This is a genomic window from Gordonia sp. QH-12 (assembly GCF_001578675.1).
GTDB lineage: Bacteria > Actinomycetota > Actinomycetes > Mycobacteriales > Mycobacteriaceae > Gordonia > Gordonia sihwensis.
Map to the genome: position 1 here is coordinate 75,756 of NZ_KQ969283.1, position 25,584 is coordinate 101,339.

23 protein-coding genes are annotated in these 25,584 nt (G+C 68.1%); 13 read left to right on the forward strand and 10 right to left on the reverse strand.

Annotated features, from left to right (window positions below; genetic code table 11):
- Positions 1–1,368 (reverse strand): 3-oxoacyl-ACP reductase, encoded by a 1,368-nt coding sequence (locus tag Y710_RS02330; protein WP_197462902.1) that lies wholly within the window; start codon positions 1,366–1,368, stop codon positions 1–3.
- A 203-nt stretch (positions 1,369–1,571) separates the two neighbouring features.
- Here Y710_RS02330 and Y710_RS02335 point away from each other — a divergent pair, with 203 nt between their 5' ends.
- The 3 genes from Y710_RS02335 (at position 1,572) to Y710_RS02345 (ending at position 5,638) form a co-directional block, all read left to right on the forward strand.
- Positions 1,572–2,879 carry an acetyl-CoA C-acetyltransferase gene (locus Y710_RS02335; RefSeq protein ID WP_006897040.1) on the forward strand — a complete coding sequence of 436 codons (1,308 nt, stop codon included), beginning with the start codon at positions 1,572–1,574 and terminating at the stop codon, positions 2,877–2,879.
- A 210-nt stretch (positions 2,880–3,089) separates the two neighbouring features.
- Positions 3,090–4,778, forward strand: coding sequence for a VanW family protein (locus Y710_RS02340; RefSeq protein ID WP_006897039.1), 1,689 nt, complete (start codon positions 3,090–3,092; stop codon positions 4,776–4,778).
- Positions 4,779–4,861: 83 nt separating this feature from the next.
- Positions 4,862–5,638, forward strand: a complete 777-nt coding sequence (locus Y710_RS02345) for an SDR family NAD(P)-dependent oxidoreductase (RefSeq protein WP_039867696.1) — start codon at positions 4,862–4,864, stop codon at positions 5,636–5,638.
- A 63-nt stretch (positions 5,639–5,701) separates the two neighbouring features.
- On the opposite strand, the gene Y710_RS02350 is transcribed toward Y710_RS02345, so the two are convergent.
- Positions 5,702–7,177: a malate:quinone oxidoreductase gene (locus Y710_RS02350; RefSeq protein ID WP_006897037.1), complete on the reverse strand. Its 1,476-nt coding sequence runs from the start codon at positions 7,175–7,177 to the stop codon at positions 5,702–5,704.
- A gap of 91 nt (positions 7,178–7,268) precedes the next feature.
- Between Y710_RS02350 and Y710_RS02355 the strand changes: the two genes are divergently transcribed.
- Both Y710_RS02355 and Y710_RS02360 read left to right on the forward strand, forming a co-directional pair.
- Positions 7,269–8,168 carry a LysR family transcriptional regulator gene (locus Y710_RS02355; RefSeq protein ID WP_006897036.1) on the forward strand — a complete coding sequence of 300 codons (900 nt, stop codon included), beginning with the start codon at positions 7,269–7,271 and terminating at the stop codon, positions 8,166–8,168.
- A 23-nt stretch (positions 8,169–8,191) separates the two neighbouring features.
- On the forward strand, positions 8,192–8,707 hold the full coding sequence (locus Y710_RS02360; RefSeq protein ID WP_006897035.1) for a glycine cleavage system transcriptional repressor: 516 nt from the start codon (positions 8,192–8,194) through the stop codon (positions 8,705–8,707).
- Between the two features lie 14 nt (positions 8,708–8,721).
- Here Y710_RS02360 and Y710_RS02365 read toward each other — a convergent pair whose 3' ends face one another.
- The gene (locus Y710_RS02365) at positions 8,722–9,954 is read right to left on the reverse strand and encodes an MFS transporter (RefSeq protein WP_006897034.1); all 1,233 of its coding nucleotides are present in this window, start codon (positions 9,952–9,954) and stop codon (positions 8,722–8,724) included.
- A gap of 93 nt (positions 9,955–10,047) precedes the next feature.
- Between Y710_RS02365 and Y710_RS02370 the strand changes: the two genes are divergently transcribed.
- Positions 10,048–10,356, forward strand: a complete 309-nt coding sequence (locus Y710_RS02370) for an ArsR/SmtB family transcription factor (protein WP_006897033.1) — start codon at positions 10,048–10,050, stop codon at positions 10,354–10,356.
- Between the two features lie 10 nt (positions 10,357–10,366).
- Here Y710_RS02370 and Y710_RS02375 read toward each other — a convergent pair whose 3' ends face one another.
- The 3 genes from Y710_RS02375 to Y710_RS02385 all read right to left on the reverse strand — a co-directional run bounded on the left by Y710_RS02375 (position 10,367) and on the right by Y710_RS02385 (position 14,361).
- Positions 10,367–11,422 (reverse strand): zinc-dependent alcohol dehydrogenase family protein, encoded by a 1,056-nt coding sequence (locus Y710_RS02375; RefSeq protein WP_006897032.1) that lies wholly within the window; start codon positions 11,420–11,422, stop codon positions 10,367–10,369.
- Between the two features lie 147 nt (positions 11,423–11,569).
- Positions 11,570–13,411 carry an acyl-CoA dehydrogenase gene (locus Y710_RS02380; RefSeq protein WP_006897031.1) on the reverse strand — a complete coding sequence of 614 codons (1,842 nt, stop codon included), beginning with the start codon at positions 13,409–13,411 and terminating at the stop codon, positions 11,570–11,572.
- A 182-nt stretch (positions 13,412–13,593) separates the two neighbouring features.
- A complete protein-coding gene (locus Y710_RS02385; RefSeq protein ID WP_006897030.1) occupies positions 13,594–14,361 on the reverse strand; it encodes a deoxyribonuclease IV in 768 nt (255 codons plus the stop codon).
- A gap of 144 nt (positions 14,362–14,505) precedes the next feature.
- On the opposite strand from Y710_RS02385, the gene Y710_RS02390 reads away from it, so the two are divergent.
- Positions 14,506–15,693, forward strand: coding sequence for a phosphatase PAP2 family protein (locus Y710_RS02390; RefSeq protein WP_062366196.1), 1,188 nt, complete (start codon positions 14,506–14,508; stop codon positions 15,691–15,693).
- Here Y710_RS02390 and Y710_RS02395 read toward each other — a convergent pair.
- Together Y710_RS02395 and Y710_RS02400 are read right to left on the reverse strand one after the other, a co-directional pair.
- Entirely contained in the window at positions 15,653–15,874 is a 222-nt protein-coding gene (locus tag Y710_RS02395) for a hypothetical protein (RefSeq protein ID WP_006897028.1), read from the reverse strand. The two genes, Y710_RS02390 and Y710_RS02395, sit on opposite strands and share 41 nt — an antisense overlap.
- A 75-nt stretch (positions 15,875–15,949) precedes the next feature.
- Complete coding sequence (locus Y710_RS02400; protein WP_045537229.1) at positions 15,950–16,792, reverse strand: acyl-CoA thioesterase domain-containing protein; 843 nt, start codon at positions 16,790–16,792, stop codon at positions 15,950–15,952.
- Positions 16,793–16,816: 24 nt separating this feature from the next.
- Here Y710_RS02400 and Y710_RS02405 point away from each other — a divergent pair, with 24 nt between their 5' ends.
- Positions 16,817–17,416: an HdeD family acid-resistance protein gene (locus Y710_RS02405; protein WP_045537231.1), complete on the forward strand. Its 600-nt coding sequence runs from the start codon at positions 16,817–16,819 to the stop codon at positions 17,414–17,416.
- Between the two features lie 6 nt (positions 17,417–17,422).
- Here the strand turns inward: Y710_RS02405 and Y710_RS02410 are convergent, their stop codons facing one another.
- Complete coding sequence (locus Y710_RS02410; RefSeq protein ID WP_045537233.1) at positions 17,423–17,992, reverse strand: hypothetical protein; 570 nt, start codon at positions 17,990–17,992, stop codon at positions 17,423–17,425.
- Between the two features lie 100 nt (positions 17,993–18,092).
- Between Y710_RS02410 and Y710_RS02415 the strand changes: the two genes are divergently transcribed.
- From Y710_RS02415 to Y710_RS02435, 5 genes are all read left to right on the forward strand, one after another.
- A complete protein-coding gene (locus Y710_RS02415; RefSeq protein WP_006897024.1) occupies positions 18,093–18,992 on the forward strand; it encodes a cation diffusion facilitator family transporter in 900 nt (299 codons plus the stop codon).
- Positions 18,993–19,038: 46 nt separating this feature from the next.
- Positions 19,039–19,431, forward strand: coding sequence for a DUF5709 domain-containing protein (locus tag Y710_RS02420; protein ID WP_045537234.1), 393 nt, complete (start codon positions 19,039–19,041; stop codon positions 19,429–19,431).
- Positions 19,432–19,499: 68 nt separating this feature from the next.
- Positions 19,500–20,048 carry a TetR/AcrR family transcriptional regulator gene (locus tag Y710_RS02425; protein WP_006897022.1) on the forward strand — a complete coding sequence of 183 codons (549 nt, stop codon included), beginning with the start codon at positions 19,500–19,502 and terminating at the stop codon, positions 20,046–20,048.
- A 55-nt stretch (positions 20,049–20,103) separates the two neighbouring features.
- Positions 20,104–22,254: a phosphate acetyltransferase gene (gene pta / locus Y710_RS02430; protein WP_045537235.1), complete on the forward strand. Its 2,151-nt coding sequence runs from the start codon at positions 20,104–20,106 to the stop codon at positions 22,252–22,254.
- Complete coding sequence (locus tag Y710_RS02435) at positions 22,251–23,474, forward strand: acetate kinase (RefSeq protein ID WP_006897020.1); 1,224 nt, start codon at positions 22,251–22,253, stop codon at positions 23,472–23,474. The genes pta and Y710_RS02435 overlap by 4 nt, the downstream gene beginning before the upstream one ends.
- 262 nt (positions 23,475–23,736) lie before the next feature.
- Here the strand turns inward: Y710_RS02435 and Y710_RS02440 are convergent, their stop codons facing one another.
- Positions 23,737–25,428: an AMP-binding protein gene (locus Y710_RS02440; RefSeq protein ID WP_062366342.1), complete on the reverse strand. Its 1,692-nt coding sequence runs from the start codon at positions 25,426–25,428 to the stop codon at positions 23,737–23,739.
- Positions 25,429–25,584: the final 156 nt, after the last annotated feature.

The window sequence follows — 25,584 nt, forward strand, 5'->3', positions numbered from 1 at the left end:
TCAGGCGCCGAGGAGGCTCTGACCGCACACGCGGACGATATTGCCGGTGACCGCGTTGGACGCCGGGTTGGCGAAGTACGCCACGGTCTCGGCGACGTCGACGGTCTGTCCGCCCTGCTGCAGCGAATTCATGCGACGGCCCACCTCGCGCGTGGCGAGCGGGATGGCGGCGGTCATCGCGGTCTCGATGAAGCCCGGGGCGACGGCGTTGATGGTGATGCCCTTCTCAGCCAGGATCGGGGCGTAGGTGTCGACGAGGCCGATCACGCCGGCCTTCGACGCGCCGTAGTTGGTCTGGCCGCGGTTGCCCGCGATGCCCGCGATGGAGGAGACGTCGACCACGGCGCCGCCCGACCGGAGGGCCTTGCGCTCGACCAGCTCGTTCACCAGCGTCTGCGGTGCGATCAGGTTCACGCTGATGACCGAGTTCCAGCGGCCGGCGTCCATGTTCGCGAGCAGCTTGTCGCGCGTGATGCCCGCATTGTTGACGATGATGTCCAGGCCGCCGTGACGCTCGAGAACGTGCTCGGCGACCTTGGCTCCCGCGTCCTCGGCGGTCACGTCGAGCGGCAGCGCGGTGCCGCCCACCTTGTTCGCCGTCTCGCTGAGAGCCTCGCCCGCGGCCGGGACGTCGGCGGCGATGACATGGGCGCCGTCGCGCGCCAGCACCTCGGCGATCGTGGCGCCGATGCCGCGTGCGGCACCGGTGACCAGGGCCACCTTGCCGGCGAGGGGCTTGTCCCAGCTCTCCACCGAAGCGGCGTCGGCGGCGCCGACCCGGATCACCTGGGCGTCGACGTAGGTCGACTTGGCCGACAGCAGGAAGCGGAGGGTCGACTCGAGACCGGACAGGCCGGTCTTGGCCTCGGGCGAGACGTAGACCAGCTGGGCGGTGGCGCCGTTGCGGAGCTCCTTGCCGAGCGAGCGGGTGAAGCCCTCGAGCGCGCGCTGCGCGACGTGCTCGTCGGGCTCAGCGGTCAGCTCGGGTGTGGTGCCCAGCACCACGAAGCGCGCCGAGTTGCCCACCGAACGCATGATCGGCGTGAAGAACTCGAAGAGCTGCTCGAGATCGGCGGGCTTGGAGATGCCGGTGGCGTCGAAGACCGCGGCGCCGAGCTTGTCGGCGCTGCGTCCGCCGGCGTTGTTCTCGACCAGCGTGTAGTCGTCGCCCGCGCTGAGGATCTCCCGCACCGGCTCCACCAGACGTCCGGCGCCGCCGAGCAGGACCGGACCGGCGAGAGCGGGCTGAGACGGCGAGTACCGACGCAGTGCCGGCGGCTGCGGAAGACCGACGCGCGAAGCGATGAAAGCGCCCGGGCCGCTGTTGACGATGGACGAATACAGGTCGGTGTTGCCTGCCACGACTATCTCCTTCGATGTCTGTGAAACGAATCCGTGTCCCGTGTCGGGTACCGGTCCTGCCGGAGACCCTAAGCGGATGCCGCAGACGAGCAGTAGCCCGCTCGTCTGTGACATGTACCGCAGGTTCAGGAGTCGACAATTAACTTACTCGGGAGTAAGAATACTCTCAAGGTCGATCTGTCGACATCCGAGACTCTCCAGGAGAAGTTGTGGCCTCGTACACGCCCCGCCAGCCGGAAACCCGTCAGCAGCGCCCGGTCGCCATCCTCGGCGGCAATCGCATTCCCTTCGCGCGTCAAGACCGCGCGTACGCGACCGCGAGCAATCAGGACATGTTCACCGCCGCCCTCCAGGGGCTGGTCAGCCGTTTCAGCCTGCAGGGCGAGCAACTCGGCATGGTCGCCGGCGGCGCGGTGCTCAAGCATTCGCGTGACTTCAACCTCATCCGCGAGTCGGTGCTCGGTTCGTCGTTGTCGCCCTACACCCCGGCGGTGGACGTCCAGCAGGCGTGCGGCACCGGTCTCCAGGCCATTCAGATCGTGGCCGACGGTATCGCCGCAGGCCGCTACGACGTCGCGATCGGCGGCGGCGTCGACACCACCTCCGACGCCCCGATCGGCGTCTCCGAGGACATGCGCAGGCAGATGCTCGAGGTGAACCGGGCCAAGAGCACCGTGGACCGGATCAAGGCCGCACTCGGTCTGGCGACCAAGCTGGGCATCGAGATCCCGCGCAACGGCGAGCCGCGCACCGGCCTGTCGATGGGCGAGCACGCCGCCATCACCGCCAAGGAGTTCGGCATCAGCCGCGCCGAGCAGGACGAGCTGGCCGCCGCCAGCCACCAGAAGATGGGCGCCGCCTACGACCGCGGCTTCTTCGACGACCTCATCACCCCGTTCATGGGCCTCACCCGCGACGAGAACCTCCGTCCGAACTCGTCGGTGGAGAAGCTGGCCACCCTCAAGCCGGTCTTCGGCGTGAGCCTGGGCGACGCCACCATGACCGCGGGCAACTCCACCCCGCTCACCGACGGCGCGTCGGCCGTCCTGCTCGCCACCGACGAGTGGGCCGCCGAGAAGAACCTCCCGGTGCTGGCCTACCTGCGCGACACCGAGACCGCCGCGGTGGACTACGTGAACGGCCCCGACGGGCTGCTCATGGCACCGACTTACGCGGTCCCCCGCCTGCTGCAGCGCAACGGCCTCACCCTGGCCGACTTCGACTTCTTCGAGATCCACGAGGCTTTCGCCTCCGTGGTCCTGGCGACCCTGCAGGCGTGGGAGTCGGAGGAGTACTGCACCGAGCGTCTCGGCCTGGACGGGGCGCTGGGCTCGATCGACCGCAGCAAGCTCAACGTCAACGGCTCCTCGCTGGCCGCCGGGCACCCGTTCGCCGCCACCGGCGGCCGGATCATCGCGCAGGCCGCCAAGCAGATCAAGGAGAACGGCGGCGGTCGTGCGCTGGTGTCGATCTGCGCCGCGGGCGGCCAGGGCGTCACGGCCATCGTCGAAGGCTGATCCCCGCATCGGATCGCAGGCCCCGGTCGGCCGCCGCACGGCGCTGACCGGGGCCTTCGCGATCATCGATGAGAACTCCGAAGTTTTTCCCGCAGATGTGTAACGCCCCCGCACCCGCCACCTATAAACCGGATAGCTCCGGCTGAACCGCCAGACCCCCGACCCGGCGGTTCAGCCGGAGCTCTTGTTCCCGGCTAGGATTCGACAGTTGTGACCTCTTCCGACGATCGCTCCGATCACCGCCGGTGGGTCGCCCGCGCGCTCATCGGCGCGCTGCTGCTCGTCGGCGCGATCTTCGGGATCGACGCGATCCTCACCCACGGCCACACGGCCCGCGGCGCACACATCGCCGAGTTCGATCTGGGCGACCTCACCGAAGATCAGGCGCGCGCGAAGCTCACCGGACTGACGGTGGCCGCACACAGCCCGGTCTCGGTGCGTACTGATTCCGGCTCGGCGCAGATCGATCCGGCCGCGCTCGGTGCCGACTTCGACGTCGAAGCAACGCTCGCGCGCCTCATGGACCAGCCGCGCAATCCCTGGGATCGATTCCTCGGCATGATCGGCCTCTCTCGCGATGTGGCCCCGGTCGTCTCGCTCGACGACGCCGACTTCAACGCGGCGCTCGACGAGCATCGGGAGTCGCTCGAGAAGGCGGCCGTCGAGGGCGGTGTCCATTTCGACGGTCTGCAACCGGTCGGCGACTTCCCGTCCAAGGGACTGCGTATCAAGCGCGAGGCCGCGAAGCAGGCCATCGCCGACAACTGGCTCAGCGGTCACCCGATCGACCTCGAGATGGAGCCCTTCTCGCCGACCGTCTCGGCTGAGACGGTTCAGGCCACCCTCGACGGGCCGGCCCAGAACGTGACGGCGTCGGCGGTCCCGCTCGCCGGACGCGGAGCGCGAGTGATCGTCTCACCGCGGGAGGCGGGCGCGCTCGTGTCGTTCGTGCCCGACGGCCGCGGCGGTCTGACCCCGCACGTGGATCCCAAGAAGGCGCTGGAAGTCCTCGGCGACCGCGCGGCCAAGACCGAGTCGACCCCGGTCGATGCGAGTTTCCGGCTGACCGGCGGCGCGCCCGTCGTGGTGCCGTCGTCCGACGGCGCCGCGGTCGACTGGACCCGGACAGCCGCCGAGATCGAGAAGCTGGCTGTCTCCGCCGACTCCCGGTCGGGCCGGGTGGCCTACAAGATCACCCGACCCAAGGTCGACACGAAGCGGGCGAAGAAGCTGGGGGTGAAGGAAGTTGTGTCCGAGTTCACCACCGGCGGGTTCAGCGGACCGTCGGGGGAGAACATCCGGCTCGTCGCCGAAGAGGTGGACGGCGCGCTGGTGCTGCCCGGCCAGACCTTCTCGCTCAACGGTTACACCGGACCGCGCGGGACGGCCCAGGGCTACGTCGAGTCGGGGATCATCGATCACGGCCGTCCGTCCGAGGCGGTCGGCGGCGGCATCTCGCAGTTCGCCACGACGCTGTACAACGCCTCGTACTTCGCCGGGCTGGAGGACGTCGCCCACACCGAGCACAGCTACTACATCTCGCGCTATCCCGAGGCGCGCGAGGCCACGGTGTTCGAGGGCGCCATCGATCTGCAGTTCAAGAACAACACGCCGTACGGGATCGTCATCGACACGTCGTGGACGCCGTCGAGCATCACCGTCCGGATGTGGAGCACCAAGACGGTCGAGGTCCAATCGGTGACGGGCGACCGCACCGATCCGACCTCACCGACGACCGTGGAGGTCCCGGCGGGGCAGAGCTGTGTGCCCAGCAGCGGTCAGCCCGGCTTCACCGCGTCCAACACCAGGATCATCCGCAGTCTCAAGACCGGCCAGGAGACCTACCGGCACACCCGGACCGTCAAATACGACCCGGAACCGGTGGTCCGCTGCCGCTGATCGGGCCCTGCGGAAGCCGCGGACTGAAACGTGTTTCAGCCCCGGCGCTGTGCTGCCGGTCACCGGCAGATATGCTCCCCGACATGGATATCAATGGAGCAAGTGCAATCGTGACCGGAGGTGCCTCGGGCATCGGCGCCGCGACGGCTCGCCGGCTCGCCGCGCGGGGCGCCAAGGTCGTCATCGCCGACCTGAAGGCCGAGGACGGCGAGGCCCTGGCCAAGGAGATCGACGGCGTCTTCGTCGCTGTCGACGTCACCGACACCGCACAGATCGAGGCGGCGGTCAACAAGGCTGTCGAGCTCGGACCGCTGAAGGCCGTGGTCAACTCGGCCGGTATCGGCTGGGCCCAGCGCACCATCGGCCGCGACGGCGAGTTCGCCTCGGCGCACAACCTGGACCTCTACAAGAAGGTCATCGCGATCAACCTGATCGGTACCTTCGACACGGTCCGCCTCGCCGCCACCGCGATGAGCCGCAACGAGCCGAATGCGAACGGAGAGCGCGGCGCCATCGTCAACCTCGCATCCGTCGCGGCCTTCGACGGCCAGATCGGCCAGGCCGCGTACTCGTCGTCGAAGGGCGGCGTGGTCGGCATGACGCTGCCGGTCGCCCGCGACCTGTCGGCGGCGGGCATCCGCGTGAACTGCATCGCCCCCGGCCTGATCGACACCCCCATCTACGGCTCGGGTCCGGAGTCGGAGGCGTTCAAGGCCAAGCTCGGCGAGAGCGTGCTGTTCCCGAAGCGTCTGGGCGTGCCCGACGAGCTCGCGTCGATGGTCGAGGAGCTCATCACGAACTCGTACATGAACGCCGAGGTGGTCCGCGTGGACGGCGGCATCCGGATGCCACCGAAGTAGAGTCTCCGCACCGGATCGACGCCTGCGACGGCCCCGCACGAATGCGGGGCCGTCGCTCGTCTTTCAGCGGTGCTCGGCCGGCGGTCGCAGCCGCAGTGCGCGGGCGGTCTCGGCCGTCGCGCGGCGCACGTCGTCGTGGGTCCACTCCTCGACGCGCAGATCGGGCACTGCCGCGTGCAGGTCCTCTGCCCACCGCTGCGACCATTCGGCGGGGAAGGCGCGTCGGAGCAGATCGATCATGATCGGCACGGCCGTCGATGCACCCGGCGATGCGCCGAGCAGTCCGGAGACCTGCCGGTCGGCGCTCACGATCAACTCGGTGCCCTGCTGCAGCACTCCGGCGACTCCCGGGCCGGGCGTGACGAGCTGCGCGCGCTGGCCGGCGTGCACCAGGGTCCAGTCCGCGTCGCGGGCCTCGGGGAGGTACCGCTGGAGCTGTGCGAAGCGTTTCGCGCGCCCCGCGAGCAGTTCGGAGACGAGGTACCGGACGAGATCCAGGTTCGTCGCCGCGGCCGACATCACGGTCCACAGATTCCGCGGATGCAGTGTGGCGAAGAAGTCCCACAGGTGCCCGCCCTTGAGCAGCCGGGTGCTGAACGTGGCGTACGGGCCGAACATCAGATGGTCGCGGCCGCGAACGGTCCGGCGATCCAGATGCGGCACAGACATCGGCGGGGCGCCGATCGGGGCCTGCCCGTAGACCTTGCCGTCGTGCCGTGCGACCACCTCCGGCGCGTCGCACCGGAGGAAGGCCGCTCCGACCGGCAGCACCCCGTAGCGGCTCACCTCGTCGAGCTTCGCTTTCTGCAGCTGCCGCAGGGCCTGTCCGCCCGCGCCGACGAAGACATGCCGAGCGCGGATGCGGAAGCGGCCCGCCCGACCGCGGCCGGTGACGGTGGACCGGCCGTGAGCGTCGCGGGCGATCCGGCGCACCCGATGGCCGAACAGGACCTCGGCACCGGAGGTCTCGAGCAGACCCGTCGACAGCGCCCCGAAGTCGACGTCCGTCCCGTCCGGATGCCGCGTGGCGGCGATCGGTCCGGGCGCGCGACCGTCGGTCACCAGTGGGGCCCATGCGCCGACGGTGGCGGGATCGTCGGTGAATTCGAGGCGGTCGAAGAGCGGCGACCGGCGCAGTGTGGCGTGACGGCGCCGCAGGTAGTCGGTGTCCCCGTCGAAGACGACGCTCAGGTGCCCGGTGGTGTGGATGAACGACGCGGGGTCGAGCCCGCCGGCCGCTGCCAGATGTGCCCACCATTCGCGGGTCAGGAGGAACTGCGCCGCGATCGACTCGGCCTTCGCGGAGTCCTCCGGGTCGGGCATGTAGTTGAGTTCGCAGAAGCCTGAGTGGCCGGTGCCCGCGTTGTTCCACGGATCGCTGCTCTCGGTTGCGGCGCGATCGGCGGCTTCCAGCACCACCACCGACCACTCGGGTTCCAGGTGACCGAGCATCGAGGCCAGGGTGGCGGACATGATGCCCGCGCCCACCAGGACGACGTCGGCGTCGGGAAGGTCGACGGCTGCGGTACGGATTCTCATCGGGCTCTCCTTCGCGTCGAGGTGACGTATTCGATGCTCGTCCGCCGCTAATGATCCGTCTAATGTGATTCGGCTGGAATATGATCCGATTGTGCATGAATGGACCGGGGAGCTGTCCCCTCGGCTGCGCGCGCTGACCGCACTCGAATCCCACGGCGGTTCGATGACCGCCGCGGCGGCTGCGCTCGGCGTCTCGCAGAGTTCGATGAGCAGGCGCCTGCACGCGCTCGAAGCGCAGATGGGCGTTCCGTTGTTGATCAAAGACGGACGCAAGGTGCGGTTGACTCCGGCCGCGCTGTCGTTGGTCGCCGACATCCGCGCACCGCTCGCCGCGCTCGAACACGCTGTGGAGCGCGCGGTCGACGCAGGAGACGGGAGCACCGGATCGGTTCGTTTCGGCTTTCCGCTGACGATGGGTTCCGGCGAGGTGCCCGAACTGCTGGCGGCCTTCCACCACCGCAATCCGGGGATCCGCCTGGAGCTCAAACAGGCTCACGGCGCACAGTTGGTGGCCGATCTGCAGTCCGGGGAGCTCGATCTCGCGATCACCATTCCGCTCGCGCACGAGGTGGAGCACGCGATGGTCGGCTCACAGGAGATCGTCGTGGCGGTACCCGAGAATCACTGGAGTGCGCGGCGTTCCTCGGTGGCGCTCGCGGAGCTGTCGGGCGAAGACTTCATCGCGAACCCGGAGACGTATCATCTGCGGCGCGCGACGCAGGAGTGGTGCGCCGCGGCGGGATACACGCCGAGGGTCGCGATCGAGATCACCGAGTTCGCGACCGCCCGCGAGTTCGTCGAACGAGGTCTGGGCATCGCGTTGCTGCCGCGGGCCGGGCGCCCGATCGCCGGCGTGGCCGAGGTCCCGGTGGCGCCGGAGACGCTGCGCCGCGACATCGGGCTGGCCTGGGCCTCGACGATCCGTACGCCGGCTGTGGAGAGATTGAGCCGATTCCTCCGGGAGAACCTGCCGGTGCGACCGCCCGCGTGAGCATTCCCCGATACGCTTCGACCATGCGGAATCTGGTGCTGTCGGTGATCGGGGACGACCGTCCGGGGCTGGTGTCGGCGCTCGCCGATGCGGTCGCCGCGCAGGGCGGCAATTGGGAGCGCAGTCAGCTGGCACAACTCGCGGGCAAGTTCGCGGGCATCGTCGTCGTGGCGGTTCCCGACGAGCGCGCCGACGCACTGATCGCCGCGGTCACCGGACTGGACGGGCTGCTGGAGGTGGCGGTCCACTCGGCGGACGGCGCCGAACCGAGCACCGCCGATTGGCCGGCGCTCACGATCGGACTGCTCGGGAACGATCGTCCCGGCATCGTTCACGAACTCTCGGCGGCGCTGAGCGCCGGCGGGGTCTCGATCGAGAAGATGACGACCGGCACCCGGGAGGCCCCGATGGCCGGTGGGATGCTGTTCGAGGCGGAGTTGGAGGTCCGGCTGCCGCCGAATGTCGACCCCGCGCGCATCCGTGCCGATCTGGAGCGGATCGCGGAGGAACTGCTCGTCGATCTCGGCATCGAGGGCTGACGGTTCCTTCCGCCCTAGGCACCGGCCGCGGGCACCCGATCCGGCCGACCGCCCCGGAGGCCGAGCACCGCTGCCGTGAAGCACGCCAGGGCCACGGCACCGGCGAACCACGGGAACACCTCGGCGGTTCCGTACGACGACGACAGTGCCCCGGCGATGACGGTCGGAACGCCCATCGCCAAGTAGCCGAGCAGGTAGTACGCGCTCATCACCCGGCCGCGCGCATCCGGGGGCGTGACGTCGTTCAGATGCCGCAGAGACCCTCCGAAGGCCAGACCGAAGGCCGCGCCGAGCACGATGGAATCGACGATCACGAATGCCGTCGACCCGGTGTGCAGCGCCCAGATCGCCGACAGCAGTGCGACGATCATCCCCAGGTCGCCGGTGATGGCGGCGGTGCGGGGATCGAGCCGGCCGCCCACCCACTGGGACGCCGCGGAGGCCGCGGCCATCACGGCCACGACGACTCCGACGAAGATCACCGACGTGTGGCCGGTGGCGTGCTGGGTCAGCGCGGGGTAGAGGCTCAGGAAGACGCCGAGGACCGACCACGCCGTCATGATGCCGATTCCGGAGAACCAGAAGTCGGAGGTGATCTCCTTCGGGATCGACGGACGCTGCAGGCGGATGCGGCCGCCGGTGCGTTCGGTGTGCGGTTCCACGAGTGCGATCACGGCGACGAGCATCACCACGACCACGGCGCCGACGATCGCGAAGGGCACCCGCAGCGGGTTCGACGCCCACTGCGCCGCGGCGGCGGCACCGAAGACGGTGATCGTGATCCCCACGTTGAGGGCGATACCGCTGGCCATGCCGTTGCGGGCGCCGTCGTGCGGTCGGACGTCGAGCAGTGCCGCGCCCGCCACCACGGTGATGGCACCGATCGCGCCTCCGTGCAGGAAGCGGGCGATCATCAGCTCCCACGCATTGGTAGCGATGAGGAACAGGCCGAGTCCGGCGAGGATGGAGATCAGTGCGGCGATGAGCACGGGTTTGCGGCCCACGGCGTCGGAGACCGGGCCCACGGTCAGCGCCGATCCGAGCGCGCCGATCGCGTACACCGCGAAGACGATGGTGATCGTCAGCGGGCTCATATGCCATTCCGACTGGTAGATCGGATAGAGCGGCGACGGCAGTCCGGAGCAGCCCAGTGCCAGCGCGAGAAGCGCGAGCAGGAGCAGGTACGACCACGCCTGTGGATGCGTGGTCCGCTCCACCGGTCGGTGGGTGACGGTGCTGCTGGTCATGGCGTCCTCGAGTATGTTTGATAGAGATCGAACAGTGACGACAGTACCGCAACTGTTCGACGACCATCAAACTGTTTTCGAGGAGGTGGACCCGTGACGGGGACGACTGCGCGGTTGGACGTCGCCGACCTGCACGCGGTGCTGAGCGCGTTGGCCGATCCGGTCCGTCTGGAGATGGTGCGGCGGTTGAGCCGCGCGGGCGCGCCCGTCTCGTGCGCCGGGTTGTACGACACCGTCACGAAGGCCACCGCGAGCCATCACTTCAAGATCTTGCGCGAGGCGGGCGTGATCGAGCGCCGACCCGCCGGCCAGGGAGCCGAGTACGTGCTGCGCGACGCCGAGATGGAAGCCGCCTACCCGGGACTGCTGACCGCGGTGATCGCGGCTGCGAACGCGCGGTAGCGGATCGTCGCTACGCGGTGAGCACCACCTTCAGCGCCTTGGTCTCCGCGGCGCGTTCGAAGACGTCATAGGCGTCCATCATGTCGTGCAGTGCGAACCGGTGGCTGATGAACACGTCCGGGTCGATCTTCCGCTGCGCCACCATCTTGAGCAGGGTGCCGAGGGTGTCGGTGTTCACCAGTCCCATCGTCATCGTCACGTTGGTGATCCAGAGATCCTGCAGCGGCAGGTCGACGCCGGTGCCGTGCACTCCGACGTTCGCGACGTGTCCCGCTGGGCGCACGATGTCCAGGCACATGTTCCAGGTCTGCGGCACTCCGACCGCTTCGATGGCGACGTCGACGCCGAGGCCGTCGGTCATCGCGAGGATCTGCTCGCGCCAGTCGTCGTCGGACGACACGACGCCGTCCGTGGCGCCGAACCTGCGGGCCTGCTCGACGCGGCCTGCATCCACATCGACGGCGATGACGCGGCTCGGGCCGTAGAGTCCCGCCGTGGCGATCGCGGCCAGGCCGACGGGGCCGGCACCGATGACCGCGACCACGTCCCCGGGCTTCACCGCGCCGTAGCGGACGCCGATCTCGTGACCGGTCGGAAGGATGTCCGAGAGGACGACGCCCTGTTCCGGACGCATGGTGTCGGGCAGCCGGTACACGGAGGTCTCCGCGTAGGGCACACGGACGTACTCGGCCTGCGTCCCGTCGATGAGGTGGCCGAAGATCCAGCCGATCCCCGAGGTGCCCTCGTCGCCGAGGCAGTGCGAGAACACGCCCTGCTTGCAATAGGCGCACTTACCGCACGCGCTGATGCAGGAGATGATCACCTGATCGCCGACAGACAGCGTGGTCACCGCCGCGCCGACCTCGGTGATCGTCCCGACGCCCTCGTGGCCGAGGATGCGTCCCGGCGTGACAGCGGGGACGTCGCCCTTCAGAATGTGCAGGTCGGTGCCGCAGATCGTCGTCGCGTCGATCTTCACGATGACATCGGTGGGCGCCTGGATCCGGGGTTCGGGCACGTCGTCCCACGACTTGTTCCCGGGCCCGTGATAGACGAGTGCTTTCATTGCCTCGCGCTCCAATCGGACGAAGTTCCGCCGATCCGACCGTAGACCGGATCCGGTGACGAGAGAACCCCGCCGGGAAAACTGGCTGCTCCCGGCGGGGTCCCTGCGCTTGCGCCGGTCGGAGTGGACCGGATCTGAACCGCCCGATCAGAACGCGGCTTCGTCGAGCTCCATCAGGTCGTTGTCGACGTTGTTCTCGACGATCTGGCGAACGGAGGTCAGCAGCGGCAGCATGTTCTTCGCGAAGAACACACCCGAGGCCACCTTGCCCTCGTAGAACGCCTTGTCGTCACCGGAGGCACCGGCGTCGAGCGCGGCCTGCGCGACGACGGCCTGACGCAGCAGCAGCCAGCCGATCAGCAGATCGCCGACGGCCATCAGGAAGCGGACCGACGCGGTGCCGATCAGGTACAGCTGCTTCGGATCCTCCTGCGCGCTCATCAGCCAGCCGGTGAGCTTGGCGGCCATGGCCTGGACGTCCTCGTTGGCGGTCTTGAGCAGTGCGCGCTCGGCCGCAAACTGTTCGCCACCGTTGCCCTGGCCGTTGTCGATGAAGTCCTGGATCTGGCCTGCGACGTGGGCCAGTGCCTGGCCCTTGTCGCGGATGATCTTGCGGAAGAAGAAGTCCTGCGCCTGGATGGCGGTGGTGCCCTCGTACAGCGAGTCGATCTTCGAGTCCCGGATGTACTGCTCGATCGGGTAGTCCTGCAGGAAGCCCGAACCGCCCAGCGTCTGCAGGGACTCGGTCAGCTTCTCGTAGGCACGCTCGGAGCCGACGCCCTTGACGATCGGGAGGAGCAGGTCATTCACCTTGTGCGCCATCTCGGCGTCCGCGCCGGAGACGATCTTCGCGGCGACGGCGTCCTGGTGCGACGCGGTGTACAGGTACACGGCGCGCAGACCCTCGGCGTAGGCCTTCTGGGTCATCAGCGCGCGGCGCACGTCCGGGTGGTGCGTGATCGTGACGCGCGGAGCGGCCTTGTCGGTCATCTGCGTCAGATCGGCGCCCTGCACGCGCTGCTTGGCGTAATCGAGAGCGTTGAGGTAGCCGGTCGACAGCGTCGAGATGGCCTTGGTGCCGACCATCATGCGGGCGTGCTCGATGACGTCGAACATCTGGGCGATACCCTTGTGGACCTCGCCGACGAGCCAGCCCTTGGCCGGGGTGCCGTGCAGGCCGAAGCTGACCTCACAGGTGGCCGAGGCCTTGATGCCCATCTTGTGCTCGACGTTGGTGACGAAGGCGCCGTTGCGCTCGCCCAGCTCGCCGGTCTCATGGTCGAAGTGGAACTTCGGAACGAAGAACAGCGACAGACCCTTGGTGCCCGGTCCGGCGCCCTCGGGGCGGGCCAGGACCAGGTGGAAGATGTTCTCGGTCATGTCCTGGTCGGCCGAGGTGATGAAGCGCTTGACGCCCTCGATGTGCCAGGTGCCGTCTTCCTGAAGGGTGGCCTTGGTGATGCCCGCGCCGACGTCCGAGCCGGCGTCCGGCTCGGTCAGGACCATGGTGGCGCCCCAACCGCGCTCGGAGCAGATGGCGGCCCACTTCTTCTGCTCGTCGGTGCCGTTGTCGTAGAAGATGTTCGAGAAGCCCGAACCGGCGGCGTACATGAACACCGGCGGGTTGGCGCCCAGGATCATCTCGCCGATCGCCCAGTACAGCGAGCGGGGTGCGGGCAGGCCGCCGAGTTCCTCGTCGACGCCGACCTTGTCCCAGCCGGCCTCGATCAGGGCGTTGTACGACTTCTTGAAGCTGTCGGGAATGGTGACGCTGTGGTCCTCCGGGTTGAAGACCGGGGGATTGCGGTCGGCGTCCGCGAACGAGTCGGCGATGACGCCCTCGGCGAGGTGCTTGACTTCGCGGAGCATGTCGACCGCGGTGTCGTGGTCGAGGTCGCCGAACTCGCCGGAGGCGAGGACCTCGTCGAGCTTGTACATCTCGAAGAGGTTGAAGTGCAGATCGCGCAGGTTGGACTTGTAATGGCCCATGGTTTTCCTTACTCGCTGTTCTAGAAGTTCGTTTCCCGGGGGCGTGGCTCCGGTGGCTGACTCGGTGCCGACTATGTTACTTGCCGGTAACTATTGACAGCGTACCGCTAGCCGTTCAGACGGACAATATGAGTGCGGTGTGGCCCCGCTAACAAATGCAAGCGGACGGCGCCCGGTGCCCGTCAGAGCGATCGCAGATACGCCAGATCGTCGGGAATGCCGTCGGCGGGCGTCTCCAGCACACCGGGTGCACCGGCGGTCTTCATCAACTCGGCGAGCACCTCCGCATCGATCTGGCCGGACTCGAGGTTGGCGTGCCGGTCGCGGCCCGAGTCGAACTCGTCACGCGAGTTGTTCAGATGGATCAGATCGATCCGGCCGGTGATCGACTTGATCCGTTCCACGAGGCCGACGAGGTCTTCACCGCCGGCCCAGGCATGGCAGGTGTCGAGGCAGAACCCGGCCTCGGGGAAGTCTCCGACGGCGTCCCACAGGCGCTCGATCGACTCCAGTGTCCGGGCCATCGCGTGATCGCCGCCCGCGGTGTTCTCGATCAGGATCGGCACCCCGAAGCCGCCCTTGTCCGCCTGTCGTTCGAACAGCTTGCGCCAGTTGGCGAATCCGTCGGCCGCGTCCTCCCCGTCCTTCAGATGGCCCCCGTGCACCACGAGGCCGATCGCGCCGAGGTCGGCGGCCGCCGCGGCCTGCTGCTCCACAGCCTTGCGTGACGGCATCCGCAGGCGGTTGTTCAGGCTCGCCACGTTGATCTGATAGCTCGAGTGCACGACCACGTCGATCGGCGACTCGCGGATCTGCTCGGCGTGCGGATGCGGCTCGGGCTTCTTCCAGCTCTGCGGATCGGTGACGAACATCTGGAAGATGTCGATCCCGAGTTCCTCGGCGGTGGCGACGGGGTTCTCGTCCTGGCGAAGATGGGCTCCGACTCGCATGAACCCAGCCTATCGTCTGGCCGACCGCCTCCGGGGTGGCCGCAAGGAAGACATCCGGTGCACTGACAGCCAATTCCCGGAGAACTTCTATAGAGTTCGCCATGGACGGTGGCACCGTCCTCGACTGGGGCAGGAGGCTCGGGCGTGAGCGTGGACACGGCGTCGCCGGGTACGGCGGGTGGATCCGACCCCGACCCAGACGATCCTCCCGCCGGTGCGGACTCGATCCCGGATCTCCCCCCGGACGACGCGCCCATCGAAGTCGTCGAGGAGAAGGTGCGCGACTTCCGGTTGCTGCGCCGGATCCTGCTGACGATCTGGGCGGTGAGCCTGGCCGTCTACTTCTGGCGGTACGGCATCGCCGCAGACCGGACGAGTCTCATCTTCTTTCTCGCGTTCGGGATGGCGGCCGCCACCATCGGGCGCCGTCGCGTCAGCACCGTGCTGATCGACTGGCTGCCCTTCGTCCTGATCCTGATGCTCTACGACTGGACCCGGAACATCGCGGTGTGGCTCGACATGCCGGCGCACTGGCAACTCGCGCCGGACGTCGACCACTGGATCTTCGGGACCAACCCGACCGTCTGGCTTCAGTCGCATCTGAAGGAGTCCTCGCCGCCGTGGTGGGAGGTCATCACCAGCGCGGTCTACATGTCGTACTTCATCGTTCCGTACGCGACCGCCGCGGTGCTGTGGGTGCGCGATCGGGCGCTGTGGCGCCGGTTCGCCGCGTGCTTCATCGCGGTGAGCTTCCTCGGCCTGGTCGGTTACACGCTGGTCCCGGCGGCGCCGCCGTGGGCGGCGGCCCGCTGCACCGTCGCGCAGGTCGCCGACAGTCCGCACGATCCGCCGTGCATGTACCGGGCCGACGTCGAGGTGCCCGGCAACCTGCTCGGTGAGGTGCATCCGGAGAATCCCGGCGCCGAACCGTACGTGGAGCGGATCTCCGACCGCGGCTGGAGTGTGATCGGCTTGGACATGGTGCTGCGAGCGGTCCGGTTCGGTCAGACGAAGTCGAATCTCGTCGCCGCGATCCCGTCCCTGCATGCGGGACTGACGATGCTGCTCGCGCTGTTCATGTGGCCGCGAACGCGCTGGTTCGGCAAGACGATGTTCATGGGGTACGCGCTCACCATGGCGTTCGCGCTGGTCTACAGCGGCGAGCACTACGTCTTCGACATCCTGCTCGGCTGGGGCCTCGCCGGAGCGGTCTTCGCGGCCTATTGGCTCATCGACACCCGGTACATCCTCCCGCGCAATGCGCGCCGGCGGGCGGAGAGAGCAGACGCGGCTAAGCAGGAGCGTCGAGATACGGCTCCGTCTCAATCGTGATCGGCACCCCCGCGGCGATCAGCAGCCGGCACTCGGCCTCGCTGTCGGGGTAGAGGTTGAGCCACTCGTGGCCCGCGCTCCCGTCGGCGTAGACCTTGTCGAGCGCGCGGTGAAGGCGGGCTTCCGTCTCGCGATTGATGATGAAACGACGATCACCGTACCTGAGATACCTGTTCGTCACGACAGCCTCCGGAAATAGCTCGCTGTGACTTAGAACACTACTCGCCCAGGTGTGGTCGCCGCCGGTTCTCCCGGGTCAGCTCAGTTCGGGGGCCCGGTTGGTGTACGGCTTCACGGTCGTGAAATCGATCATCGCGCGGGTGTTGTCGACGGCGGTCACCATTCCCACCCCGAACTGTCCGTGCTCGTCGTACAGGTTGGCGGTGCCGACGGAGACGCCCGCGTTCTCGATGTGCGAGTCGGCCTCCACGCCGACGCGGACGCCCTCCGGCAATCGGGCGACCGCGACGGTCAGATCGCAGTTGATGAACCCGATACCGCCGTCGCCGATGTTCGTGACCAGGCTCGTCGACTCGGCGGCGATCACCGCGCGCTGGAAGGGCGTCAACTCCTCATCGGGGACGGCGTTGAACGGCCTGCTCCAGATCGTGAGCCGCTCGGAGTTCTGGTACTCGCCCATGTCGTTGGACCACGTCCCGCCCTCGGTCCGGAACCACGGCCGGTAGCCGTCACCGGCGTCGGCGGGCGGGGTGAAGGTCCGCTCCCGCGCGGGGCGCTCCCATCGCTCGCCCGGCGGATTCGAACCCGTCTTCAGGAACACGACGTTGCCGCGCGCGACGAGGATCTCGGCGTCGCCGTCGTACTGCCGTACCGACACCTCGATGACCCGGATGCGGTGACCGTCGCGCAGGACGGTCGTGGTGGGCACGGTGGGCAGCCGTCGTGCGCTCTTGAACAACTCGAGGGTGAACCGTGCGGGAGTGAAATCGGCACTGCCGCCAGCGTTCTCGGCGGCGCGGGCGGCGATCGCGCAGACCGACGGTCCGTTCAGCGCGTCCGGGCCCCACAGTCCCACCGCATACCCGGTGGGGTCGTACCGACCGGCGCCGTCGACGGTGAAGAAGGCCTTATCAGTCATAGGTCTGCACGCTACGCTGCGTGCATGACCACTCAAGCATCGCCGTCGGTTCTCCCGAACGACGCGGTCGGCGCCGTGCGGACCTTCGTCATCTTCTCCTCGCTCGTCGGAATCGCGCTGGGCATCGTCGCGCTCGTCTGGCCCGCCGCGACACTGGCCGTGATCGGTGTGCTGTTCGGCATCTCGCTCATCGTCGCCGGGCTCTTCCGGCTCTTCGTCGCCTTCGCGCTGACCCGGGCGACCGCGGGGACCCGGCTGCTCCTCGGCGTGTTCGGCGGAATCGTGCTCGCCGTCGGCGTACTCGCCACCATCAACCCGTCCAAGTCGCTGGTGCTCCTGGGTGTCTTCATCGGCATCGGATGGATCATCGGCGGTCTGCAGGATCTGCTCGGGTCGCGCTTCACGGTCACCATGGCGCCCCGCTGGTTGGTGATGCTCTCGGGTGTGGTCTCGGTGCTCGCGGGTATCGCGATGATCGTGCTGCCCGCCGTCTGGACCCTCTCGACCATCCTGTGGATCCTCGCGGTGCTGCTCATCGTGGTCAGCGTCGTCACGCTGTTCACCGTGCCGGGCAAGGTCAGCGCGCTGGCCGCCAGGATCGAGCGTGAGGAACCGGTGATCTGACCGAGCTCAGCCGGTGAGCGCCAAACCGTCCAGGGTGAGGGTCGGCTCGGCGTCTGCGTGTTCCGCGAGCCGTTCGGCGACGGCGCCCAGCACCGCCAGCAGTTCGTCGGTGTGCGCGATCGGGACACCGTCCACCCGGCCCCGCCACACCATCTCGGCCGGTCGGGCGTCGGGGACGACGGCCGCCGCGCCGATGAGACGGCGCGCGCCCGGCGCGTCCGCATCCCACATGGCGTCGGCGGTGGTCAGATACAGTGCTGTGGCCGGTCGCAGGTCGTGGCGGTGCACCATCGCCCACGCCCAGTGTTTGGCGACGTCGACCGTCACCTCCTGACCGCGACCGAGCGTGCGCACGTACTTGCTGTGCAACTCGCTGCACAGGAGGTCGGCGTCGTCCCACATCTCCAGCATCGACATGCAGCGGACGCTGTTGTGGAGTGCCTCGAGGTACTTCACCGAATACGGGCCCTCGCGGCGTGAACGGATCTCGCGGAGCACCGAGAAGCCGGCGAGTGCCGTGCTGAACTCGCCGGAGTCGTAGTCGGCGCGGGCCTGGTCGTTCAACTCGTCGAGCATGCTTCAATGCTCCCCCTGTGCGGAAGAATCCGCAGCGTAATGCCGACTTTCCGTGGCGTCGGATGGTGCGCGACCCGCCGGCGTGCGGGATGATTCCGGTGTGGTGGAACAGACACGGGACCTGACCAGGTGGGCACTGCTGAGCATCGTGACGGCGATCGTGGTGATCGCGCTGAAGATGGTCGCGTGGTGGATGACCGGATCGGTGGGTCTGCTCTCCGACGCCGCCGAGTCGGTGGTGAACCTCGTGGCCGCCGTGGTGGCGTTCATCGCCCTGCGCATCGCGGCGAAGCCGGCCGACGACGAGCACAACTTCGGTCACGTCAAGAGCGAGTACTTCTCCGCGGTGGTCGAAGGAGTGATGATCGTGGTGGCCGCGATCGTCATCATCGTGACGGCCGTCGACCGGCTGCTCAATCCGCGTGACCTCGAATCGGTGGGCGTCGGTCTGGCGGTCTCGGTGCTGGCGTCGGTGATCAACGCCGCGGTGGCGTGGCAGCTGATCCGCGCGGGCCGACAGCACCGGTCGCTGACGCTCGAGGCCGACGGCAAGCATCTGATGACCGACGTCTGGACCACCGCGGGCGTGATCGCCGGAGTCGCGGTGGTGGCACTCACCGGCTGGACGATCCTCGATCCGCTCATCGCGATCGCCGTCGCGGTCAACATCGTCTTCGTCGGCTACCGCTTGGTGCGCCAGTCGACGCGCGGGCTGATGGACTCGGCGGTGCCCGATGCCGAACGCGCGGCGATCGACCGGGTCCTCGACCGATTCCGGGGCGACGGCGTCGACTTCCACGACGTACGCACGCGCGAGGCCGGCCATCTGCGATTCGTCCAGCTGCACATGCTGGTGCCGGGCCAATGGACCGTGCAGCGCGGACACGACCTGCTCGAGGAGGTCGAGGCCGCGCTGCACGATGAGGTCGAGGACCTCGTACCCACGATTCACCTGGAACCGATCGAGGATCCGCGCAGCTACGAGCCGTGGCGAAGGTAGCGGAGAACACGTCCACGCGCGGACGCCGAAGCATTAGCCTGGAAGTATGAGCGCTCGTGATTCGTACGAAGGTGGCGAGTACGACCAGGACGACACCGATCAGTTGCAGCCGGCGGACACTCTCGCCGACAGCGAACTGTCGGACGTCCTCGACCGCGGTTACTCGCCGCCCGACTACGCGCCTGCATCCCACGAGCACGACTGTCTCGACGAGAGACTCGCTGAAGAGGTGCCCGACGTCGGCTATGCAGACGAGGACGGCGACCCGGACTTCCCAGAGCGCGACGAGGTCGGCGACCGGCGGGCGGGGCGATTGATCGCGCCGGACGAGGGCGTCGGTCCGGATGTGGACAACCAGTTGCTCGCGACCGACGCCGGCGTCGACGGCGCGGGCGCTTCGGCCGAAGAGGCGGCCATGCACTACATCGACGAGGAGTGAGTGATTCTCGTCCAATCGAGACGAGACATCCGCCCGGAACGGTAGTGGGATTCGATACCGTTCAACCCATGGATCGTGACCGGTTGGTGGAAGTGGGCGTCGCACTGGTGTCGCGCTTCGGGGCCAAAGCCCTCAGCCTGACCTCGGTGGCGCGGCAGGCCGGCGTCGCACGCGCCACGGCCTACCGCATGTTCGGCGGGCGCGATGCGCTCGTCGCCGCGATCATGGCGCGCGAACTCGAGCAGCTCCGGACGCAGCTGCGGGTGTGGGGTGCCGATCAGCCCGACCCCGGCGAGCGGATCCGTGAACGCGTCCGCGGCAGCCTCGCCTACATCCGCGAGCACGAGGCGCTGCAGTACGTCCTCCGGAACGAACCCGAGGAAGTGGTGCGGGCCCTGATCACCACGCACGATTCCGAGCGGCCGTCGCTGATCGAGATGATCGTCGACGCCACGGCGCCCGATGTGCAGGACGACGAGGCAGCGGTGCTGTACCCCGACCCCCGCGCGGGCAGCGAGTTCATGGTCCGCGTGGTGTACTCCTGCATGCTCGTCCCCGACAGCGTGATGTCCGACGACGAGATCGCCGAAATGGTGGTGCGTGCCGTCGTCCGGTGACGGGCCGGAGGCGGCCGGTCCGAGCAATGCGTCCCGACCGACTACGCTCGGATGCATGACTGGCACGGGCGCCCGCAGCATCTACGTCGCGTCGGCGGAAGGCGATACCGGCAAATCCACGATCGCGCTGGGGGTGCTCGCCGTCCTCACGGCGGCGGGCGGACGGGTCGGCGTCTTCCGGCCGATCTCTCGGGCCGCCGCCGGCGAACACGACTACATCCTCGACCTCCTGCACCAGTTCGCGTCGGTCGACATTCCGTACGAGCAGTGCATCGGCGTCACCTACGACGACGTGCACGCCGACCCCGACGCCGCCGTCGCCGAGATCGTCGACCGGTACCACACCGTCGCCGAGCAATGCGACAACGTCCTGGTGATCGGATCCGACTACACCGACGTCGCCTCGCCGTCCGAACTGAGTTTCAACGCGCGGATCGCGGCCAATCTGTCGGCGCCGATCATTCTGGTGGTCAAGGCCTTCGAGCGCCAGCCGCAGGAGGTGAAGGCGGTCGCCGAGATGCTGATGGCCGACATCAAGGCCGCGCACGCCACCACTGTCGGCGTGGTCGCCAACCGTTGCGATCCCGACCGGTTGCTCGAGGTGGTGGCCGCGCTCGGATCGGTGGACGTGCGGACGTGGGCGCTGCCTGACGAGCCGCTCCTGGTGGCGCCGACGATGGCCGAACTCTGCGAAGCGCTCGACGGAGTTCTGTACTCCGGCGAGGCGGATCTGCTCGAACGCGAGGCGCTGGAGGTGATGGTCGGCGGCATGACCGTCGAGCACATCCTCGAGCGGCTCAGCGAGTCGATGGTGGTGATCGCACCGGCGGACCGGTCGGACGTTCTGCTCGCACTGGTGAACGCCAATGCGGCGGAAGGCTTTCCACGGCTGTCCGGGATCATCATCAACGGCGGTCTGCGACCGCACCCGATGATCGACGCCCTGGTCAAAGGGCTCCGTCCGACGCTGCCGATCATCGCGTGCGATCACGGAACCTATGAGACGGCGCGGATCGCCGCGCATACCCGAGGCGCGATGGTCAGCGGGTCGGTCCGCAAGATCGACGCGGCGATGAGTCTGATGGAACGGTACGTCTCCCCGCAGGACCTGCTCGCCGAACTCGATCTGCACACACCGGAGGTGGTCACCCCGCAGATGTTCGAGTACCAGCTGCTGGCGCAGGCCAAGTCGGACCGTCAGCGGATCGTCCTGCCCGAAGGCGGCGACGATCGGATCCTGCGGGCCACCGACCGGCTCGTGCGTCGCGGTGTGGCGGAGTTGACGCTGCTCGGCGACCCGGACTCGGTGCGGCGCCGCGCCAACGAACTCGGCGTCGACCTGTCCGAGGTGGACATCATCGACCCGGCGACCTCGGAGCTCGCCGAGGAGTTCGCGCCGATCTACGCCGAACTGCGCAAGCACAAGGGAATGACGCTGGAACGGGCCTCGGAGGTGGTGCGCGACGAGTCGTACTTCGGCACCATGCTGCTGCACACCGGCCGCGTCGACGGCATGGTGTCCGGTGCCGTGCACACCACCGCCCAGACCATCCGGCCGGCATTCGAGATCATCAAGACGGTGCCCGGGGTGTCGACGGTGTCGAGCGTCTTCTTCATGTGCCTGGCCGATCGGGTCCTGACCTACGGTGACTGCGCGGTGGTTCCCGACCCGACGGCCGAGGAACTGGCCGACATCGCGGTGTCGTCGGCGCAGACGGCCGCGGCCTTCGGGATCGAGCAGCGGGTCGCGATGCTCTCGTACTCGACGGGCGGGTCGGGCTCCGGCAAGGACGTCGACAAGGTCCGCACCGCCACCGAGCTGGTTCGCGAGCGAGCGCCGGAACTGCTGGTGGAGGGGCCGATTCAATACGACGCGGCGATCGAACCCTCGGTCGCGGCGGCGAAGATGCCCGATTCGCCGGTCGCCGGGCGCGCGACGGTGCTGATCTTCCCGGACCTCAACACCGGCAACAACACGTACAAGGCGGTGCAGCGCAGCGCCGGTGCGATCGCCATCGGCCCGGTGCTGCAGGGACTCAACAAGCCGATGAACGATCTGTCTCGCGGCGCACTCGTCTCCGACATCGTCAACACCGTCGCCATCACCGCGATTCAGGCGCAGAACATCAAGAAGGCCCTCGCCGCCACGGAGCGGGGACCGCGAACCGAGACCCCGGGCGGGGAAGAGAACGGGAGCGACGCATGAGCCGCACACCGATCGACGGGACGGTGCTCGTGGTCAACGCCGGGTCGTCGTCGCTGAAATACCAGGTCCTCGATCCGGTGACCGAAGAGGTGATCGCCGACGGGCTCGCCGAGCGGATCGGGGAGTCGGCGTCGCGGATCAAGCACTGGTACCGCGGTCACGACGTGGAGGTCGAGGAGACGCTCGCCGACCACGAGGCGGCGATCGCGCGGGTCCTCGCACTCTTCGCCGCCGACGGTGTGGACGTCGCCGACTCGGGGTTGGCGGCGGTCGGCCATCGCGTGGTGCACGGCGGGCGCTCGTTCTTCGAGCCGACTCTGATCGACGACGTGGTGCGCTCGGAGATCGAGCGGATCTGCCCGCTGGCCCCGCTGCACAATCCGGCCAATCTCGTCGGCATCGACGCGGTGTCGGCACTGTTGCCGGACGTGCCGGCGGTCGCGGTCTTCGACACCGCGTTCTTCCACGACCTGCCCGACGCGGCGGCCACCTATGCGCTCGACGCCGCCGTGGCCGAGGAGTACGCGGTGCGGCGTTACGGTTTCCACGGCACCAGCCACGAGTACGTCTCGCGCCGGGCCGCAGAGTTCCTGGGGCGCGACTACGCCGACGTCGACCAGATCGTGCTGCATCTGGGCAACGGCGCCTCCATGTCGGCGGTGGCGGGCGGGCGCCCGGTCGACACCACGATGGGGATGACGCCGCTCGAGGGGCTGGTGATGGGCACCCGTACCGGAGACATCGACGCCGGGATCGTCTTCCAACTCGCGCGGGTGGGCGGGATGTCGGTCGATGAGATCGACACGCTCGTCAACAAGCGATCCGGGCTCAAGGGGCTGTGCGGGGAGAACGACTTCCGCGCGATTCTCGAGCGGGTCGAGGCGGGCGACGCAGCGGCGCGCCTGGCCTACGACGTGTACCTGCACCGACTGCGCCGGTACATCGGCGCGTATCTGATCGAATTGGGCGGCGCCGACGCCATCGTGTTCACCGCCGGAGTCGGGGAGAACGCGGCGGCGGTGCGCGCCGATTCGCTGGCCGGGCTGGAGAAGTTCGGCATCGAGATCGACGCCGAACGCAACGCGGTCCGCAGCAGTGAGTCGCGTGTCATCTCCACCGAATCCTCCGAGGTGACGGTCCTCGTGGTGCCGACCAACGAAGAACTCGCCATCGCCCGCCAGGCCGTCGCTGTCGCCGGCTCTACCTCACAGGCCGGTTGACCGATTTCCCCCGCAGGCTGGTTGAGCGACTCCCACCCCCAGGCTGGTTGACCGACTCTCCCCTCAGGCCTGTTGAGCGAGCGGAGCGAGTCGAAACTGCGTTGTGCAGTCGACTCCCTCCCCCTCAGGCCTGTTGACCGACTCTCCTCTCAGGCTTGTTGAGCGAGCGGAGCGAGTCGAAACTGCGTTGTGCAGTCGACTCCCTCCCCCTCAGGCCTGTTGAGCGAGCGGAGCGAGTCGAAACTCCCGCACCCCGGCAGAGTCACACGACCAGGTCCTCGTACCGGAACTCGGTGACGATCTCCTCTCCCGCCGCATGCGACGCGGCTTCGCGCTGCTGCAGTTCCACACGTCGAATCTTCCCGGAGATGGTCTTCGGGAGTTCGAAGAACTCGACGCGGCGCACTTTCAGATACGGCGCCAGATGGTCCCGGGCGTACTCCATGATCGTCTTCGCGGTCTCGGCGGTGGGCTCCCATCCCTCCGCGAGTGCGACGTAGGCCTTCGGCACCGCGAGACGGGTGTCGTCCGGTTGCGGAACCACCGCGGCCTCCACCACGGCGGGATGCTCGATCAGCACGCTCTCCAACTCGAACGGCGAGACCTTGTAATCGGACGACTTGAAGACGTCGTCGGTGCGGCCGATGTACGTGATGTAGCCGTCCTCGTCGCGGTGCGCCACATCGCCGGTGTGGTAGTAGCCGCCGGCCATCACCTGCTCGTTGCGTTCCGGATCCCCGAGATAACCGGTCATCAGGTTCATCGGGTGCCGGGCGAGGTCCAGACAGATCTCGCCGTCGTCGGAGACCTCACCGGTCAGCGGATCGACGAGCGTGACCGGAACGCCTGGCATCGGACGGCCCATCGAACCCGCTTTCACCGGTTGGCCGGGTGTGTTGCCGACCTGGAGCGTGGTCTCGGTCTGCCCGAAGCCGTCGCGGATCGTGAGACCCCACGACTGCTCGACCTGACGGATCACGTCGGGGTTCAACGGTTCGCCCGCGCCGAGCAGTTCGCGCAGCCCCTCCGGCCGTTCTCCCAGATCCGCTTGAATCAGCATGCGCCACACCGTCGGCGGGGCGCAGAAGGTGTTGACGCGGGCCCGTCGCAGCTGCCCCATGAGGGCGGCGGCGTCGAACCGTGAGTAGTTGTAGACGAAGATCGTCGCCTCCGCGATCCACGGCGCGAAGAACAGGCTCCACGCGTGCTTGGCCCAGCCGGGCGAGCTGATGGTCAGGTGGACATCGCCCGGCTTCACGCCGATCCACGCCATCGTCGTGAAATGGCCGACGGCGTAGCTGATCTGCGAGTGCTCCACCAGCTTCGGCCGGCTGGTGGTGCCCGAGGTGAAGTAGATGAGCATCGGGTCGCCCACCAGGGTGGTCGACTCGAACGGTCCGGCCGACTCGGCATCGGCGCTGGCGGAGTACGACGTCCAGCCGGCGACGTCGCCGCCGACCACGATGCGCCGATAGTCGCCCTCGACCGTGTCGAACTTGGCGGTGTCCGCGGCGTTCGCGATCACACAGCTCGCGCCGCCCCGCTTGATCCGGTCGGTGAGATCGGCCGGGCCCAGAGCCGCGGTCGTCGGCATCACGATCGCGCCGAGCTTCATGATCGCGAGCATCAGCTCCCACAGTTCCACCTGATTGCCGAGCATCAGGACGATGCGGTCGCCCTTCGTGATGCCGAGACCCCGCAGCCACGTCGCCACGCGATCGGAGTTCGTGGCCATCTCGTCGAACGTGACTTTGACCTCCGACCCGTCCTCTTCGGTGATCCACAGAGCGAGACGGTCGTTGCCGCGGGCGAAGCTGTCGAACCAGTCGATGGCCCAGTTGAACGTGCCGGTGATCTCCGGCCAGCGGAACTCGCGGACGGCGCGGTCGTAATCGTGGATCAGCTCGATCATCTGGTCGCGGCTGCTGCGGTAGAGCTCAGTGTTCGTGGTCATGGTCACATGATCCACATCACAGTCGGGTGCGGCCACCCTCCGAAGAGGGGTGTGGGTGTGGTGGGTGGGTGCGGTGGTTTCGACTCGCTGCGCTCGCTCAACCAGCGTGGGGGTGGGGGCGGTGGTTTCGACTCGCTTCGCTCGCTCAACCAGCCT